Source organism: Pseudomonas sp. FA117 (assembly GCF_057370475.1).
The window spans coordinates 4,624,244-4,642,144 of the sequence record NZ_CM170675.1; the positions used below are offsets into that span (position 1 = coordinate 4,624,244).

Annotated in this window: 15 protein-coding genes and 1 pseudogene; 4 read left to right on the forward strand and 12 right to left on the reverse strand. The window is 66.6% G+C overall.

Annotation, left to right across the window (positions count from 1 at the left end; translation table 11 throughout):
- Positions 1-6 precede the first annotated feature (6 nt).
- Positions 7-606: a CoA pyrophosphatase gene (locus AC1TXO_RS21405; protein ID WP_486403581.1), complete on the reverse strand. Its 600-nt coding sequence runs from the start codon at positions 604-606 to the stop codon at positions 7-9.
- A gap of 125 nt (positions 607-731) precedes the next feature.
- On the opposite strand from AC1TXO_RS21405, the gene AC1TXO_RS21410 reads away from it, so the two are divergent.
- The 4 genes and pseudogenes from AC1TXO_RS21410 to AC1TXO_RS21425 all read left to right on the forward strand — a co-directional run bounded on the left by AC1TXO_RS21410 (position 732) and on the right by AC1TXO_RS21425 (position 8,359).
- Positions 732-1,283, forward strand: a complete 552-nt coding sequence (locus AC1TXO_RS21410) for an NUDIX hydrolase (RefSeq protein WP_486403582.1) — start codon at positions 732-734, stop codon at positions 1,281-1,283.
- A 172-nt stretch (positions 1,284-1,455) separates the two neighbouring features.
- Positions 1,456-1,875 (forward strand): annotated as a pseudogene (locus tag AC1TXO_RS21415) (L,D-transpeptidase family protein); the annotation flags it as partial.
- Between the two features lie 256 nt (positions 1,876-2,131).
- Positions 2,132-3,793 (forward strand): ShlB/FhaC/HecB family hemolysin secretion/activation protein, encoded by a 1,662-nt coding sequence (locus tag AC1TXO_RS21420; RefSeq protein ID WP_486403583.1) that lies wholly within the window; start codon positions 2,132-2,134, stop codon positions 3,791-3,793.
- 27 nt (positions 3,794-3,820) lie between these two features.
- On the forward strand, positions 3,821-8,359 hold the full coding sequence (locus tag AC1TXO_RS21425) for a hemagglutinin repeat-containing protein (protein ID WP_486403584.1): 4,539 nt from the start codon (positions 3,821-3,823) through the stop codon (positions 8,357-8,359).
- 694 nt (positions 8,360-9,053) lie between these two features.
- Here AC1TXO_RS21425 and AC1TXO_RS21430 read toward each other — a convergent pair.
- Genes AC1TXO_RS21430 through gspD form a run of 11 tightly spaced genes read right to left on the reverse strand, consistent with a single transcriptional unit; the run spans position 9,054 to position 17,899 of the window.
- Complete coding sequence (locus AC1TXO_RS21430; RefSeq protein WP_486403585.1) at positions 9,054-9,320, reverse strand: hypothetical protein; 267 nt, start codon at positions 9,318-9,320, stop codon at positions 9,054-9,056.
- A gap of 36 nt (positions 9,321-9,356) precedes the next feature.
- Entirely contained in the window at positions 9,357-10,001 is a 645-nt protein-coding gene (locus AC1TXO_RS21435; RefSeq protein WP_486403586.1) for a hypothetical protein, read from the reverse strand.
- Complete coding sequence (gene gspM, locus AC1TXO_RS21440) at positions 9,998-10,384, reverse strand: type II secretion system protein GspM (RefSeq protein WP_486403587.1); 387 nt, start codon at positions 10,382-10,384, stop codon at positions 9,998-10,000. The genes AC1TXO_RS21435 and gspM overlap by 4 nt, the downstream gene beginning before the upstream one ends.
- Positions 10,381-11,454, reverse strand: coding sequence for a type II secretion system protein GspL (gspL, locus tag AC1TXO_RS21445; RefSeq protein WP_486403588.1), 1,074 nt, complete (start codon positions 11,452-11,454; stop codon positions 10,381-10,383). The genes gspM and gspL overlap by 4 nt, the downstream gene beginning before the upstream one ends.
- The gene (locus AC1TXO_RS21450; protein WP_486403589.1) at positions 11,451-12,041 is read right to left on the reverse strand and encodes a type II secretion system protein; all 591 of its coding nucleotides are present in this window, start codon (positions 12,039-12,041) and stop codon (positions 11,451-11,453) included. Before AC1TXO_RS21450 ends, gspL begins: the two co-directional genes overlap by 4 nt.
- Positions 12,038-12,406: a type II secretion system protein gene (locus AC1TXO_RS21455; RefSeq protein WP_486403590.1), complete on the reverse strand. Its 369-nt coding sequence runs from the start codon at positions 12,404-12,406 to the stop codon at positions 12,038-12,040. Before AC1TXO_RS21455 ends, AC1TXO_RS21450 begins: the two co-directional genes overlap by 4 nt.
- Complete coding sequence (gspH, locus tag AC1TXO_RS21460; RefSeq protein ID WP_486403591.1) at positions 12,403-12,840, reverse strand: type II secretion system minor pseudopilin GspH; 438 nt, start codon at positions 12,838-12,840, stop codon at positions 12,403-12,405. The genes AC1TXO_RS21455 and gspH overlap by 4 nt, the downstream gene beginning before the upstream one ends.
- Before the next feature lies 1 nt (position 12,841).
- On the reverse strand, positions 12,842-13,276 hold the full coding sequence (gene gspG, locus AC1TXO_RS21465) for a type II secretion system major pseudopilin GspG (protein ID WP_486403592.1): 435 nt from the start codon (positions 13,274-13,276) through the stop codon (positions 12,842-12,844).
- A 14-nt stretch (positions 13,277-13,290) separates the two neighbouring features.
- Positions 13,291-14,493, reverse strand: a complete 1,203-nt coding sequence (gene gspF / locus AC1TXO_RS21470) for a type II secretion system inner membrane protein GspF (protein ID WP_486403593.1) — start codon at positions 14,491-14,493, stop codon at positions 13,291-13,293.
- 2 nt (positions 14,494-14,495) lie between these two features.
- Positions 14,496-15,944 (reverse strand): GspE/PulE family protein, encoded by a 1,449-nt coding sequence (locus AC1TXO_RS21475; protein WP_486403594.1) that lies wholly within the window; start codon positions 15,942-15,944, stop codon positions 14,496-14,498.
- Positions 15,944-17,899: a type II secretion system secretin GspD gene (gene gspD / locus AC1TXO_RS21480; protein WP_486403595.1), complete on the reverse strand. Its 1,956-nt coding sequence runs from the start codon at positions 17,897-17,899 to the stop codon at positions 15,944-15,946. The genes AC1TXO_RS21475 and gspD overlap by 1 nt, the downstream gene beginning before the upstream one ends.
- Positions 17,900-17,901: the final 2 nt, after the last annotated feature.

Here is a 17,901-nt window from a genome sequence, read left to right on the forward strand (position 1 = left end):
CCCCGCTCAGTTCTGGATGAAGCGCTCTGGCGGATGATGCAGGCTGATGCCGGCATCGAACAGCACGTTGACCAGCTCGACGATCATGATCGCCGACAGCCCCCAGATCTTGTAGTCGCCATAGCGATAGCTGGGGACGTACCAGCTGCGGCCCTGGTAGTCGATGCGGTGGGTATGGTCGCGTGGGTCCTGGCGAAAGAACGCCAGGGGGACAGTGAACACCGCAGCGATCTCGGCATCGTTGGCGCGGTATTCGACGTAGTCCGGAATCAGCCCGACGAACGGCGTCACCTTCAGGCCATGCAGTGAAATCAGTGGGCTGAGCGGACCAACCACCTCGACCAGGCCAGGCGGCAGGCCGATCTCTTCCTCGGCCTCGCGCAGCGCCGTGAACACCAGGTCCGGGTCTTCCGGATCGCGGCGCCCACCGGGGAAGGCCACTTCGCCACCATGGGTGGAAAGCCCCTTGGCGCGCAGGGTCAGGACCAGTTCGGGCTCTTCGCTACGGGTGATGGGCAGCAGCACCGCCGCTTCGGGGAAACGACGATCCCCCTCCAGTGACGCGGGGGTATGGTTGCTCATTCGGCGAAGAAGCTCGTCCAGCATTGCGCACTCTCGATTCCAAGGCCTGCCCTGCATGATGCACCAAAGCCGCGAGGCACCCAAGCCCCGACGGCTTGCAGCGACCACCGCGACCGCGCCAAGATAGCGGCTCACACAGGAATAAAAGCATGAAATTCTGCAGCGCGTGCGGCCAACCGGTCATTCAGCAGATCCCCGAGGGCGACAGCCGCCTGCGGTACGTCTGCCCTTCCTGCCAGACCATCCATTACCAGAACCCCAATATCGTCGCCGGTATCCTGCCAGTGTGGGGCAGCCAGGTGCTGCTGTGCCGCCGCGCCATCGAACCACGCCGCGGCTTCTGGACGCTGCCGGCAGGCTTCATGGAAAACGGCGAGACCCTCGAGCAGGCCGCCCGCCGCGAGACGGTCGAGGAAGCCTGCGCCCGCGTCGGCCAGACTACCCTCTACCAGCTGTTCGACCTGCCGCACATCAACCAGGTGCACGTGTTCTTTCGCGCCGAACTGGCCGACCTGGACTTCGACATCGGTGTCGAGAGCCTGGAAGTGCGCTTGTTCGAGGAACATGAAATACCCTGGCACGAACTGGCTTTCCGCACCGTCACGCGGACACTAGAATGCTATTATCGCGACCGCATCGGGCAGCAGTACCCCATAGGCCATGAATACCTGCCGCCGATGAACGTTTCGTCGTCCACCTAGCTACTTCAGGATACGTTTCATGCGCTGGTTGCTTGCCCTCTTCTGCTTGTGCGCTGCATCGGTGTCCCAGGCGGCGTTCACCGAGACCATCATTCGCAAGCCCCTGCCCGCAACGCCTGCGCAGGGTGCACAGCCGCAGGCCAGCGCGGCGCAGAACAGCAGCCGCCCGCAGATCGACAAGGTGCTGGTGCTCAAGTCCGAGCGCCGCCTGCAACTGATCAGCCGCGGCGAACCCTTCAAGACCTACCGCATCTCGCTGGGCAAGCAGCCCAAGGGTGCCAAGGAGCGCGAAGGCGACAAGCGCACCCCCGAAGGTTTCTACTGGCTCGACTGGCGCAAGGTCAGCGACCGCTACAACCTGGCCATGCACATCTCCTACCCGAACATCAGCGATGCCGCCAAGGCCCGCCGCGAGGGGGTCAGCGCCGGCAGCATGATCATGATCCACGGCACCCCGATCAACGAGGAATACCCGGAGTGGTACTTCCACACCCTGGACTGGACCGAAGGCTGCATCGCCATGCGCAACGACGACATGCGCGAGGTGTGGAGCATGGTCAAGGACGGCACCATGATCGAGATCCGTCCCTGAGTGCATGTTTCCCTTCCCGTTTGAAGGCAGGGCGCGGACCAACCTGGGTTCGCGTTGAGGGAGCGGCAGGATGACCGTACTTTTCGTACAAAACTCAGGGTCCTACATTCAAAGCAAAGTCTCGGAATATCCCGACTCGAAAAGGTAATTTGCCTGATACTCATGCAGGCAACGGACCGCATCCAAACGACTGCTCACATTCTTAGAATCCACGCAAACGAGTACTTGAAACGTACGACCCTTGCGGAATTCTGCCATGGCGAGCACACCGTTCACTGCTATCTGCCGCTTGACCCTCTGCGCATGGCTGACGCTGTCGAGCTGCTCGACAGCCTTCGCTGCCGACCCGGCCAGCGAGCAGATGCGCGACCAGCAACGCGAACTCCAGCAGCTGCAGCAGCAACAGCGGCTGGACCAGTGGAAGCGCCGCCCGGCCCCGCAAACCCAGGCGCCTGGCGCAGCGCCGACAAGCGCCGACAGCCGCTGCTGGCCAGTCAGCGGGCTGCGTCTGGGCGGCAACCAACGCCTCGGCAACCCGGCCCTCGAACAGACCCTGCGGCCATTGCTGCGCCCGTGCATGAGCGCCAGCGACATCAACGGCCTGCTGCTGGCCATCACCGAAGCCTACGTACACGCAGGTTATCCGGCAAGTCGCCCCTACCTGGCGCGCCGCCCCAAGGCCGATGAGCCGCTCGATATCATCATCGTCGAAGGCTTCGTCGAGAGCATCGAGCTCGATAGCGCGCTGCCGCTGTCCCTGGCCGGCGCCTTCCCCGGCATGCTCGGCCAGCCGCTGCACCTGCCTGACCTGGAACAGGGGCTCGACCAGCTGAACCGCCTGCGTGCCTACGACCTGGGCGCCGACCTGGCGCCCGGTGAGCTGCCAGGCGGTACCCGGATCAAGATCGAACCGCGCCGGATCGGTGCACGCTGGCATGTGGACAGCCGCCTGGACAACCGCGGCAGCGCGCTCACCGGTCGCTACCGTCTGAACCTGGGCCTTGGCCTGGACAGCCCGCTGGGGCTGAACGACGACCTGCGCCTGTCGCTGCTGTCCACGGTGTTCGACGCCCCCGGGCACAGCCAGGGCGCCAGCCTCTACTACAGCATCCCCTATGGTCCCTGGACCTTCGCCCTGAACGCCAGCCAGTTGCAGTACCGCGCCCCAGTGCCCGGTAGCCGCCTGCGCAGCCACGGCAGCAGCCGCCTGCAAGGCCTGAGCCTGGACCGCATGCTGTGGCGCAACGGGCAGGGCATGCTCAACGCCAGCCTGCGCCTGGACCACAAGCGCATCGACAACAGCTTCGGCCCGCTCAGGATCGCCCAGCAGAGCCCGACCCTGACGAGCGTGGAAGCCGGCATCAACCTGTTCTGGCTGGAGGGTGGCCTGTGGAATGCCTATCTGGGGGTCGCCCAGGGCGTCGACTGGTTCGGCGCCGACCGCAGCCCCCTGGGGCGCAAGAGCGCCGAACCGGCTTTTCGTAAATACCGCGCCAACCTCCTGTACCTGCGCCAGGGGCCTTGGCGCTGGCAGAGCGAATTGAACCTGCAGTACAGCCCCGACCGCCTGCCAGCCATCGAACAACTGGCGCTGACCGACGACCTCGCGGTGCGCGGCTTTCGCCAATACAGCGTCGCCGGCGCCAGCGGCGCGGTATGGCGCAACACCCTGAGCCATGCCCTGCCCCTCGCCCTGCCGATGGAGGTTCGCCCGCACCTGGGCCTGGACGTCGGCTGGACGCGCTTCGACTACGGCAGCAGCTCCCAACGCCTGGCCGGCGCCAGCCTGGGCATGACCCTGGGCACTGCGGGCAGCCGTCTGCGCCTGGACTACCAGCGCGCGTTGAGCGCCAGCGACCTGCGCCGCCACAGCCTGGAGCCTGGTTTCTGGGTACTCGAGTGGACCCTGACGATCTGATTCACCCACAACAAGAGCGATAATCCCGTGAACGACAACAAGCCCCCTATCGCGATCTACCCCGATGCCTTGCGCTGGAGCATCTTCCTGACGCTGATGGCGACCTCTCCACTGCTGTTCGCCCAGGGCGGCCTGCAACCGGCCCCCGGACCGGGCGGCACCCCGCTGATCAACGATGCCCATGGCATACCGGTGATCGACATCGTCGCCCCCAACACCAGTGGCCTGTCGCACAACCAGTTCCTCGACTACAACGTCGGCCAGGCAGGCGCGGTGCTCAACAACGCCCTGCAGCCAGGCCAGTCGCAACTGGCCGGTGCGCTGGCGGCCAACCCGCAGTTCCAGGGCCAGGCCGCCTCGACCATCCTCAACGAAGTGATCAGCCGCAACGCCTCGCTGATCGAAGGCCCGCAGGAAATCTTCGGGCGCCCCGCCGACTACGTGCTGGCCAACAGCAACGGCATCACCCTCAATGGCGGCAGCTTCATCAACACCACTCGTGCAGGCTTCGTGGTCGGCGATGTGCACCTCGAGAACGGCCGCATCCGCCAGTTCGATTCACTCCACAGCGACGCGGCGCTGAACATAGGCCAGGGCGGCCAGAGCAACGCAGAGGGCGCACTTGAACTGATCGCCCCGCGCATCGACAGCAAGGGCATGCTCAAGGCGCGCGACGACCTGCAACTGATCGCCGGGCACAACCGTATCGACGCCGCCAGCGGGCAGATCGTCGAGCATCTGCCCGGCACCGCCTCGAGCATCGATGCCAGCCTGTTCGGCGCCATGCAGGGCGGGCGAATCCGCGTGATCAGCAGCGCCGAGGGTGCCGGGGTGCGAATCGGCGCGGTCGAGCTGGACGGGCGCGACGGCATCCACATCCAGTCGGCCGGCGGGCTGCATATCGGTGCCGACGGACAACAGGCCGCGACCCTGCGCAGCAGCCAGGGCGCACTGGACCTTGACGCTGCGGGCGACCTGCGCCTGCAAGCCGTGCACGGCCAGGGCAAGACCGTCCAGGTCAACGCTGGGCAGAAGCTGACGCTGGACACCGCCACCCGCGAGAACATCACCCGCGATCGTCAGGCCTGGGACGACAAGTGGCTGTTCGTCACCACCGAAACCTACGAACGCAACACCACCACGACCGACCACACCCTGCTGGGCACGCAACTGCGCGCCGATGACCGGCTGGCCCTGAAGTCGGGCGCCGACATGCAACTGGTCGCCGCCAGCCTGCAGGCAGGCGGCGAACTCAACCTCGACAGCGCGGCGAAGCTGGACATCGAAGCCGGCAAGGACAGCCAGCGCATCGAGCAACAGGTCCGCCATCGCAAGCACCTGTGGCGCGGGGACAACGACAGCGACCAGTACCAGCAAACCGCCCGCGCCAGCGACCTGCAGGGGGGCACACTGGTGGCCAGGGCCGGTGATACGCTCAAGGTGCAAGGCAGCCACCTCGACAGCAAGGGTGACATGAGCCTGTCCGGCAGACAGGTCGATATCCTCACCACCACCCTCGAACACCGTGGTACGCAACGCGACTACCGCGGCGACCTGGTCTCCGGCGCCTTCTTCGCTGATCGCCAGGGCAAGGACAACGATGCACAGCAGGTGCAAGGCAGTTCGATCACCTCCGGGGCCAACCTGAAAGTCACTGCCGACCAGGTCCGGGTCAAGGGCAGCAACGTCGCCAGCAAAGGCGATTCGGTGCTGTACAGCGAGCAGGGACAGTTGGCGATCGAGGCCGACCACAGCCGTTCCAGCACCACCGACCAGCACAGCGACAGCAAGGTGTTCGGCCTGATCGGCAGCGACCGCAGCAGCAACACCTACCAGGAACAGGTCCTGGCCAGCGACGTCAGTTCGAAAAGCGACCTGCGCCTGGCCAGCGCCGCCGAGCTGCGCATCGAAGGCGCCAGGGTCGAAGCCGGCAAGCAGCTCAAGGTCGAAGCCAAGGGTGACCTCAGCATCGACAGCGCCCAGGCCCGCATCGACAGCGAGACCCGCGAGCAGCAACGCAACTTTACCGCCAGCGCCCGCCAGACCGTGGCAGCCAAGGACGACAAACCCGGATCACACCAGTACGAGGCCGGCATCGGCTACCAGGTCGCCAATCAGCACAGCCGGCGCCAGTCCACCGAGCAAGTGGCCAGCCAGCTCAAAGGCGGCGAGGTCGAGTTGCGCAGCGACGCGCACCTGCAGGTCAAGGGTTCGAACATCACCAGCACTGGCGATCTGCAGGTGCAGGCCCCGCAGGTGACCCTCGCGGCGAGCCGCAACGAGCAGCAGACAGACACCCAGACCACCCGCAGCGGCGGCGGCCTGACCCTGACCGGTGGCATCGACAGGATCGGCAGCCTCTTCGAAGGGCAGCATCAGAAGGAGACCGTGCATGAGCGCGACAGCAAGGTACAACGCAGCGAACTACAGGCAGGTGGCGATGTGAAGATCAACGCAGGCAAACTGGTCACCGAAGCCGCCAGGGTCGAGGCCGGCAAGGGGCTGGTGATCGACGCCGAAGACATCGACAACCGAGCGGTGCAGGACGTGCACGAACGCTCGCAGGAAACCCGCACCTGGCGCGCCACCCTTGGCGGCAGCCTCGAGTACCGCGACCTGACCCGACCGATCGAACGCCTGGTACTCGGCGAGGAGGCCGCGCGTTTCCAGCAGCCTTCGCCTGAAGACGCGATGGTCGCACCCAGCATCGGCGGCGACATGACCATCGACCACCTCAAGCGCCTGGAAAACCAGCGGCGCGGCATCGCCCAGGTCAGCGAGTTCTCCGGCGCCGAGGTCAAGGTCAACGCCAGGCGCATCGATGACCAGGGCACCGCCTGGAAGGCCAGGGAGCGCCTTCTGGCAATCACCGCCGAGCGCCACCACCTGCGTGCGGCCTTCGACGAACAGTCCGAGACGATCACGCAGCTGACGGCCGGTGGCGATGCCCGGGTCGACACCAGCACCGGCAGTGACCTCAATGTACGCGCCAGCGGCAAGGGCGGGTCGTCCAACAGCGAGTCCAGCACGCGCAGCGCCCGCGTCGGCAGCCTGCAGGGGCAGATGGGTATCCAGGTGCAACTGGGCGCCGAAGGCCTCTATGAAGGCACGCGCCTGGACGCCGGCGACGGCGATCTGCGCATTGCCAGCCAGGGCAGCTTGCGCCTGGACTCGGCCAACGACCAGCACAGCGAACACAGGCGCACCCTCGACGGCAACGCCTGGGCCAAGGTCGGCAACCGCCCTGGCAGCACCGGCATCGACACCCGCGGCTATCTCGACCTGACCGAGCAACAGCGCCAGACCAGCAAGGCCCAGGTCGTCGGGATCGACGCCAAGGGCAAGGTCGTGCTCTCCAGCGCAGGCGACCTGCTGCTCGAAGGCACGCGCATCGGTAGTCGCGAAGCGCCGGTGGGCGGCATCGAACTCGACAGCGGCGGCAAGCTGCAGGTCAGCGCAGCTCGCGACAGCCAGCAGGCCACTGGCCGCAACCTTGGCGGCGGGTTGGAAATCGCCGCCAAGCTCGGCACTGGCAAAGGCGGCGCGCTGGGTGGGCACTTCGCCAATGGCCGGCTCGACGAGCAGGCCAGCCAGGCCGTCGACGCCCGCTTCGACACCCAGGGCAAGCTGTCGATGAGCAGCCGCGCACGCGAGGACGTTGCCCTGTACCTGCAAGGCCTGCAGGCCTCGGCTGCCGAGATCGGCCTCGATGCCAGCAAGGGCGGCATGCTGATCGAAGCCTCGGCCAATACCGAAAAACGCGATGACCTGGCAATCACCGCCGGTGCCGGTTTCAGGCTCAACGTCGGAGAAACGCCGGACAAGGATATTCGCGGGCTGCACGGCCGGGTAAAGGTCGACCTCGACAAACGCGACAACCAGACCTGGAATGCCAGCAGCCTGCGCGCCGATCGTATCGAACTGGCCAGCCAGGGCGATACCCGGATCGAGGGCGCCAGCCTGGACGCCGACAGGATCCGCGGCACCATCGGCGGCGACCTGCTGCTGGCCAGTCGCAAGGACCGCGTCGATACGCTGGTCGTCAAGGCCGACGCCCGCCTGAGCCACGAGAAGAACCCGCAGGGTTACCTCGATGCCGCCAGTGCCCTCTCAGGCCCTGCCGCAGGCAAGGTCAGCGAGAAAGTCGGCCCGGCCCTGTCCAAGGCTGACCCTAACCTGTCGCCGACAGTGAAGGTCGAAGTTTCCCACACCCAACGCGACACAGTTGCCCAGCATGCCACGCTCAAGGGCAGCGAGGGTGTCGAACTGCAGGTCGGCGGCAAGGCTCGGCTGGTCGGTGCCCGTATCCAGTCGGGCGCTGGCGAGGCCGACCTGCAGGCGCAGTCGGTCGAGCGCCAGACGCTCAGCGGTCGCGACTATCAGCGCACGGTCTCGGTGGACTTCTCCAACTCCCCGGTCGATCTCGGTACGGCAATAGCCGAAATGACCAAGGGCAAGGGCGCGGCGGAGGGTGAAAACGCCCTGGACCTGGGGTTGCTGCGCACCAGCGGACACAGCCGTAGCGAGGAGTGGGTATCGAGTGTAGGAGGCAAGGGTGTGCGCTGACGGTTGAGTGCAGGCGCGAGTGTATCCCGCTGGCAGGATCGCCACGGATGGCACCGGCCATGCCGGTGATCGCAGAACCGCCACTCCCACAGATCAGGCACTGAAAATGCCACTTAAGCCTGTGGGTGCGGCGGTTTGTCAGAATCTACGCAACGAGAATCCAGCGTTTCAACACCATTGTCACGACAGACACAGAGATTTGATGTGAAAAAGCCCTGACTGAACAGTGGGGGAAAGAGGCTGCCCGGAGAGTAGGAAACTAATTCCGCGCGCCCCGGCCTCTGAATCTCTGCGCTTTGCGCCCGCAGGGATAGTGATGGCTATTTTTTGGTTACCAACAGGAACACTGACCCTTGCGTGTGGACTATTCGGCAAGGCCCAGTCAGCTCTCAGCTCTACAGTGCGAATACTCGAGGTAGTAACAGAGAACTCGATAGTGAGCGTCAATGACCTTGCAAGTGGAAAGGTTACGCCGCGCAGATAAAGGTATAACTTGCTCCAGTTATGCCCTTCCGCTGAGGAGTCCCGCCATTGCAGCTCACGACGGCTACCCACTTGGACAACCCGAGCCTGGGCGGAGGATCCTGTCGTGCCGTAACCAGGAGCACAGTCCCACAGGTCATTTATCCGACTTATCTGTCTGTCGGGGTATGAACCCACTCGCACACTGGAGAAATCTTCACAGCCAAGATAGTCAGACATCAGACACCCGTTCCTTGGCATTCAAGCCTTTAGCACTGAAGGAATAAGCCCATGCAACCAGCTCGGTCAGCGTGCTCGTCCAGGTTCCGTCCGGCCGCACAGCCTTCACCGAGAAGCTGCCGGTGGGTTGCATACCAGGGTATTGCACGAGCACTGTAGCGCCACCAACGGCATTGATGGGCGCACGACTGAAGAGTAGGCCCATCGATGCACGGGCGAAACTGATAAAAATGACAGGTGCCGCGGGACGGATCTTCAAGCTTGATTGTGAGTGCGGAGCGCCTGTGCAGGGCGACTACCACCTGACTTGCCGCTCGCCCTTGTCCGCCTCGGCCCCCAGCCACTGGGCGCCACGCAGCAAGGGCGTAAGCGCCGCGTCTGGCTGCACCTGGAAAGCGATGCGTGCGCGTCGGGCCAACAGGTCGGCGTCGAGGTCGAGCTGGTGTTGACCTTGCAGGGCCAGGCTGCCCTGCAGGTGCCAGTCATCGCTACAGCGCATTTGCAGCCAGCCTTGCCCCATCCCCAGCGACCAGGGCGCTACCAGCGCCAGGTCGCTCACCTGCAAACGCCCCTGGGCAGCGACGCACTGTCGCCAGGCGCCGTTCACCCTGAGATGACCCTGCCAGTGCCCTGCCAGGCGATAAGCCACCGGCACGCTCGCCGCTGCCGCGAGCGCCTCGATATCCGCCTGCCAACGCCAGGGCCAGCCGCTCAGCCGCACCTGCCAGTCCTGCCCCTGATAACCCAGGCGGATATCAGCCTGCAGCCGCCACGGCCGCCAATCCCAGCTCAGCGGCCCGACGTCGCCCAACTGACCCGCCTGCCCTTGCCAGAGGCTACCGCTGACCGCCCTGCCCCGCACCAGCCAGTTCGCCGGCAGTTCGACCAGCAGCGTAAACGCGCAGACCAACGCCGGCCACAGCAGTACACGCCGGCTCATGGCCGCACCAGCAGGTCGAAGCGCAGGCGCCTGCCTTCCTGTTCCATCCCCCAGCTCAGCGGCTGCGCGCCCTCGGCCTGCAACACGTTCAACCACCCCAGCAAAGGTTGTTCGTCGCTGACCGACCCGCGCACCTGCCATCCCGCCTGCACCGGCTCGACCTCGGTCAATTCGATCTGCCGGGCCTGGGCCGACTGGCGCAGGCGCTCCAGGCTCAGCGCGGGGCCGGGGTCCAGGCCGACAGCTGCTTCGGCCAGGCCTCGCCACTGGCTCATCTCGGCCCACCTGGCCGCTGCTTCGCGCAGCAGAATGACGCTCAGCAACACCCCGATCAGCCCCCACGCCAGACACCTGCGCTGGCGCTGCGAAAGTGCGCGGATCATGTACGGCTCTCCAGGTCGAACACCACGCCCTGCGCCTGTACCTGCACGGCAGCGCCGACCGCAGCCGCCAAGTCATTCCACGGCGGTGTGGCGCCTTCGCCGTCCAGTTGCAGATGCCAGCGCTGCCCGTCGAAACGGACACTGCGCAGACGCCATTGCGGATGCTCGCGCAACCAGCCCTGCAACTGCTCCTGCAGAGCGTCGAGCCGGCGCAGGCGCAACGCCCGCTCACCCTCGACGTCGCGCAGCCGCCTGAGTGCCTGCGCGGCCTGGCGTGGACCGGCCTGCGGACCGGTGACTGCCAGTACCTGCTCGCGGTACACCTGCGCCTGACGCCACTGCTGGTTCGCCCACAGGCCACCCCAGACGATCGCGAGCACCAGGCAGGCAGCGATCAGACGCTGGTGCTGACGCGTCACATTCAAGGGTTTGCGCAAGCGACGCGTTTGCCGCAGCCCGGGCAATGCGTCGAGGTCGGCAATGCACCCTGGCCACGGCCCATCGACCTGCTCGAGCTCCTGCGTGTGCCACGGCTCCGGTACGTTGCCCAAAGCGTGTGGCCAGGCCAGCCAGTGCTCGCCTCCCTCTTCGTCCACCCGTGCATACAGGGTCGATTCGTCCTGCCGCCATCGCCATCCACAGCCTCGCTCGGGCTCTGGCAGGAGCTGGAACTGCGACCAGCACCGCTCCACTGCCAGCCCCCATTCCACGCATTGCGCCAACCAGGCATCGAGCCGATCGCGCGACACCACCACCAGCCGCAGTTGCCCCTGTGTGCGACCGATGCAACCACAGTGAACCTCATCGGCCCCCTGCAGCAGACGGTCTTCGAGCAGCAGCGGCCATTCTTCACGCTTGAGCCCAGGCGGTGCCGGCATCCGGAAATGGCTGCAGGCCTCGCCCGGCAGCACCAGGGCGACCCTGGCGGTCAGGTCGGACGGCGGGCGCCCCTGCCCTTCATCACGCATCACGCCTGCAGCGAACAGCCGCCAGTCCCAGCGGCCATCGCTTCGCGGTCGCACCAGCAACCAGGGCCGTGCCGGCGTCCGCCGCCGCCATTCAAACTTCATGAACGCCCCCAGGGCAGGACGAAGGTGCAGACATAAGGTGCTCCGTCACGCTGCAGATGCAGGCGCACGCCACGACCAGGGTGCGCCGGTTGATCGGAAGGCCAGGCCAGCCAACTGCCGCCCTGGAAATACAGAATGCTCATCTCGCTGACCCGCTCCAGGCGCTCGCGGACCACCCAGCGCGGCTTGTCGGCGGCGTAGAGGTCAGCGGATGTTTCCAGCAGCACGCGCTGCTCTCTCGGCTCGAAACGCAGGCGCTGGCGCTGCAGGCGCGAACCACCTTCGGCCTGGGGCCAGGCCGCAGCTGCGACCCACAGCAACTGCTGGTTCTGCGCCTGCCAATCGAGCCAGCGCGTGGCCAACGGCAGGCGCTGCTCGTACACCTGGCGCAGTACCGGGCTGTCGAACCGCCGCTCCAGCGCCAGGCAGAACTCCAGCACACCGGGCTCGTTCTGCTGGTCGGCCAGACGCTCGCGCACGGTGATCCAGCCATGCACCAGGGCCGCCAGCAGGATGCCCAACACCACGGTGAGCGCCAGCGCGACCATCAGCTCGATCAGGGTCAACCCGGTCTGGCGACGCTTCATGGGCGCTCCAGGAACAGGGTGTACAGCCCCAGTGACACACGCTGATCACGGTCGGCGAACAGGCGCAGCTCGCCACGGCGCAGATCGCGCACGCCGGTATTGCGCAGTTGCAGGTCCCAGTGACACACCTGCCCGCCCTGTTGCAGCGCCCCGGCAGTGCGATTGCTCCCCGGCCAGTACTGCTCCACCACAAACCGCGCCTGCAGCTCACGGGCGCACAAGGCGCCCAGACGATGCTGCTGCACGCCTTCCTGCACCGCCAGGCGCTGACGCAGCACCTGGCTGGTGAGCACCGCCAGCACGGCGGCGATACCCAGCGCCACACTGACTTCGAGCAAGGTGAAACCGCGCTGGCGACCCCTCATGGAAGCCCCGCGACCTGCAACCGGCCCTCGCGCCCCCAGCGCCAGCGCTGCCCACCCTCGGCCCAGCGCCAGTCGACGCTGCCGGGCCTGGCCCAGCCCTCCGGGGTGAACAGCAGCTGCGGCGTCGCAGCGCCCTGCCAGCTCGGGCGCACCTCGGCCGGCCAGTCACCCAGCGCGACCGGTTCCACTACCCAACCTGTACCGTCATGGCGCACGAACTCCGGGCGCTTGCCGCTCCAGCGCAAACCACGCAACTGACCGGTATGGCGGGCCACGGCAGACTGCTCGCGGGTCGCTGCGGCGAGCCGCTGCAAAGCCTGCTCGACCCGCGTCCGGCCGCTGTCGAGCCAGGCCACGCTCAGGCCGGTCATCAGCCCGGCGATGGCCAGCACCACCAGCAGTTCGAGCAGGCTGAACCCGCGTTGCCGAGGCAACTCAGAGCGCCCAGTTGCCCAGGTCGGCATCCAGCCCTTCGCCACCCGCCACGCCATCGGCGCCAAGCGAATAGACATCGACCCGGCCATGCTCGCCCGGCATGCGGTACTGGTATGGCGTCCCCCAGGGATCTTCCGGCAGGCGACGGATATAGCCATCGCTGCGCCAGGCGCGCGGCACGGGTTCCTGGCTCGGTTTCTTCACCAGTGCCGCCAGCCCCTGTTCGCTGCTGGGAAAGCGCAGGTTGTCGAGCCTGTACATGTCCAGCGCCTGCTCGAGCGTGGCCAGGTCGGCCATCACCTTCTGGCGCATGGCCTTGTCCTGGTTGCCCAGCACGCTGGGCGCGACCACCGCGATGAGCAGGCCGATGATGAAGATCACCACCATGATTTCCATCAGGGTGAAGCCGCGCTGACGCTTGGCGCGATGCTGCATGCAGAGACTCCTTTTCACAGTTGCAGACCCTGGTTGAGCTGCATGATCGGCAACAGCACCGCCAGCACGATGAACAGCACCACGCCGCCCATCACCAGGATCATCAGGGGTTCGAAGAGCGCCATGGCGGTGTCCACCTGGCGGGCAAAGCCGCGTTCCTGGTCGTCGGCCACGCGCTCGAGCATGTCGGCCAGGGTGCCGCTGGCCTCGCCGCTGCCGACCATGTTCACCAGCAACGGTGGAAACTGGCCGCAGGCATCCAGCGCACGCTGCAGACTGCTGCCGCCCTGCACCTGCAGGCGCACTTGTTCCAGGGCCAGGCGGATGCGCTGGTTGGCAACCGTTTCGCTGGCCACCTGCAGCGCCTCGAGCAGGGCCACGCCACTGCCACAGAGAATCGCCAGACTGCGCGACAGCCGCGCGCTTTCCAGTACCTGCAGCAACACGCCGATGCGCGGCAGGCGCAGCAGCAGGTCATCACGCCGCAGCCGCCAGTGCGGCTTGCGCAACAGCCAGCCGCCCAGCAGCGTCAGCGGGATCGCCGCACCAAGCAACCAAGGGCCAGCACTGGCCAGACCCTTGCTGATGCCGATCAGCAGCGCGGTGATCAGTGGCAGCGCCTGGCCGGAATGGGCGAACTGCTCGGTGAGCTTGGGCACCACGAAGGTCATCAGGCCGACCACCACCGCCAACGACACGCCCATCAGCACGCACGGGTAGATCAGCGCAGTGCGGGCCTTGTGCTGCTGACGCTGGACCTGCTCCAGGTGATCGGCCAGCCGCGTCAGCACCTGGGCCAGGCGCCCGGAACGCTCGCCGGCCTCGACCAGTGCGCAGTACAGCCCGGTGAATGGCGCCCCCTGGCGAGCCAGGCTGCGGGCCAGGCCCAACCCTTCGGCGAGCGCGCCACGCACCGCCACCAACACCGCCTGCAAGGCCGGCGCGCGCAGTTGCCGCTCGAGCGTGGCCAAGGCATCGACCAGAGGAATGCCGGCAGCGGTGAGCGTGGCCAGTTGGCGGGTCAGCTCACACAGCTGGGCACGGCTCAGGCGCTGACGGCGCGGTTGCCGCAGGCTGCCTTCGTGGCGCTGCAGCTTGCGCGCGAACAGCCCCTGCTCACGCAACAACTGGCGGGCATGGCGCTCGCTGTCGGCCTGCACGCTGGCCTTGTGCGGTTTACCTGCCAGGTCCAGGGCCTGGTAGCGATAGGTCGGCATGCTCAGCCCTGCACCACGCGCAACACTTCGGCCAGGCTCGTCTCGCCACGGGCCAGGCAATCGCTGGCCATGGCCATCAGGCTCTGCCGACGCGTGGCCAGGTGTGCCTGCATGGCCACTTCGCTGGCACCCTCGTAGAGCAGGGCGACCAGCCCGGCGTCCAGCTCGACGAACTCATACAGCCCAAGGCGCCCGACATAACCCGTGCCCTGGCACCGCTCACAGCCCACCGGGTGATGGGTCGCGTGCACGGCGTCCAGTTCCGGCCACAGGCGCCGCTCGGCGGCGAGCAGCGGACGCGGCTGGGCACACTCGCACAGGCGCCGCACCAGGCGCTGGGCCAGCACCCCGCGCAGGCTCGAGGCGATCAGGAAGGGCTCGATACCCATGTCACGCAGGCGCGTCACTGCGCCAACGGCACTGTTGGTGTGCAGCGTCGACAGCACCAGGTGGCCGGTCAGGCTGGCCTGCACGGCGATCTGCGCAGTCTCCTGGTCGCGGATCTCACCAAGCATGATCACATCCGGGTCCTGGCGCAGGATCGCGCGCAGGCCGGTGGCGAAGGTCAGCCCGGCACGCGGGTTGATCGCAGTCTGGCCGATGCCGGCGATGGCGTACTCCACCGGATCTTCGACAGTCAGGATGTTGCGGCTGCCGTCGTTGAGGCTGTTGAGGCTGGCGTACAGCGTGGTGGTCTTGCCGGACCCGGTGGGGCCGGTGGACAGCACGATGCCGTTGGGCCGCGCCAGACACCCACGCAAGCCCTGCAACGCGGCAGCCGGCATGCCGAGGTTGTCCAGTGCCAGCAGGCTGGCCTGCTTGTCGAGCACGCGCATCACCACACGTTCGCCATGGATGCCAGGCAGCGTCGAGACCCGCACATCCACCTCACGCCCGGCGGCGCGCAGGGTGATGCGGCCGTCCTGGGGCTGGCGTTTCTCGGCGATGTCCAGGCGCGCCATGACCTTGATCCGCGACACCAGCATCGCCGACAGCGCACGCGGCGGGCGCAGCACTTCGCGCAGGTGACCATCGACGCGCAGGCGCACCACCAGGCTCTGTTCGAAGGTCTCGATGTGAATGTCGGAAGCACGCAGGCGCAGGGCCTGGCCGAACAAGCCATTGATCAGGCGGATCACCGGCGCTTCGTCGTCGCTCTCGAGCAGGTCTTCGATGCGCGGCATTTCGCTCATCAGGCTGTCGAGGTCGACCTGCTCGCCGATGCCTTCGATCAGCGCCGCAGTGGCCGAGTCGGCGACCTGGTAGAGCTGGCCGAGGCGCTCGTCGAACGCCGCGCGATCAAGGCGCTCCAGGCGCGCCGGGTGGCCATGGACGCGCAGCAGTTCCTGCAACTGGTCGCTGTCGGCATCGTCGCGCAGCCACAGTTGCCAGCCCTGCTCGTCAGGGGCCATGGCCACGCCGGTCTGCCGCGCCAGGCGATAGGCGAGCATCACCAGTTGCCGCCTTCCAGGCGCGCGCGGCTGGCCGGGAATGCCTTGAGCAGCGCACCGCCTTCGGCCAGCTCCGGCATCTGCAACGCAGTTTCCTGCTGCAGGCTGCGGTACTTCTCCTGGCTCAAGCCGGCAAGGCTCGGCCCGTCGCGCATGATGCGCGGGCGGATGAACACCATCAGGTTCTGCTTCACGTTGCGGTTGCTGTCGGAGCGGAACAGGCGGCCAAGGCCCGGGATATCGCCGAGCAGCGGCACGCGCTGGTTGCTGGTGGTCGACTCGTCGCTGATCAGGCCGCCGAGAATCACCAGGCCGTTGTCGTCGACCATCACCTTGGTCTTGATCTCGCGCTTGTTGGTGATCACGTCGCTGGCCGCACGCGAGTCGGCGATCGAGGACACTTCCTGGACGATATCCAGGCGCACGCTGTTGTCGCTGTTGATCTGCGGCTTGATGCGCAACTTCACCCCCACCTCCTTGCGCTCGATGGTCTGGTAGGGGTTGGCGTTGTTCTGGGTCACGGAGCCGGTGACGAAGGGCACTTCCTGGCCAACCAGGATCGACGCCTCGGCGTTGTCCAGGGTCAGCAGGGTCGGGGTCGACAGCAGGTTGAAGCCGCTCTTGCCCTTGAGCGCGTTGATCAGCATGGCGAAGTTGAAGCCGCCGCCGAAATGGCCGATACCGGCAGTGGCGCCGGTGGTGGCCGAGAGCAGCTTGCCCAGTTCCTTGTTGTCGCCGCTGGCGGCAGCACCGGCGATGTTGGCGATGTTCACCCCGTTGCTGCCGAAGTTGACGATGCCGGCACCGAACTTTTCGTCGGCGAACAGCCACTGCACACCCAGTTCCTGGGCGCTGCTGTCGGACACCTCGGCAATGATCGCCTCGACCACCACCTGGGCACGGCGGATATCGAGCTGCTCGACGATGTTGCGATAGGCCGCCAGTTCACTGTCCGGCCCGACCATGACCACCGCGTTGGCGCCCTCTTCATACTCCAGCCGCACCCCCGCATCGCTGGCCGTGCGTACCGGCGCCTCCTTGCCCTCGCCGACCGCGGCATCCGGCACCCCACCTTCCTGACCGAGGCCGCGCAGTACCTTGACGACCTCGGCAGCATTGGCGTGACGCAGGTAGATCACCTGGGTGTTGCTGCTGTGCAGGTTGTCGCTGGGCCGGTCGAGCTGGCCGAGCAAGGCGCGCACCCGTTCCCGGCTGTCGGCGCTGCCGCGCACCAACAGCGCATTGCTGCGTGGATCGGCGACCACCTGGGCACTGTCGGCACCCTGCTCGCGGGCCAGTAACCGGGTGACCAAGGGGGCTGTGTCGGCGGCGCTTGCATGGCGCAGCGGCATCACCTGCAAGGGCTCGTCGCTGACCTGGTCCAACTGGCGCAGCAGCTTGTCGATGCGTTCGAGGTTGCTGCGCCAATCAGTGACCACCAGCAGGTTGGCGGCCGGGTACGGGGTGATCACTCCGACCCGCGGGTCGATCAGCGGCTTGAGGATGCCGAGCATCTGTTCGCTGGCAGCGTTGCGCACGTTGAACACCCGGGTCGCCACGCCATCGCTGCCCTTGCCCTGCTTGCCGGCGTTTTCCACCGGCACCGGCTCCAGCCGCGCGGCCTGGTCGGGGACGATCTTCACACTGCCGTTGGGCAGGTCGACGGCGGCGAAACCCTGGGCCCGCAGCTGGGCGAGGAAGATATCGTAGATGGCTTCGGCATCGTGGCGATCGACAGTGCGCACCGTGACCTTGCCGGTGACCCGCGGATCGACGATGAAGGTGGTGCCGGTGATGCGCGAGACGCTGTCGATGAACTCACCCATGTCGGTGTCGACGAAGTTCACCTCGTACTGCGGTACGCCGTCCTCATCCACCTCGGGTTCTTCGGCCCAGGCCTGGGAAAAGCACAGGCCGAGGCTCAGCAGGCAGGCCACACCGTATCTTGCGATCATCG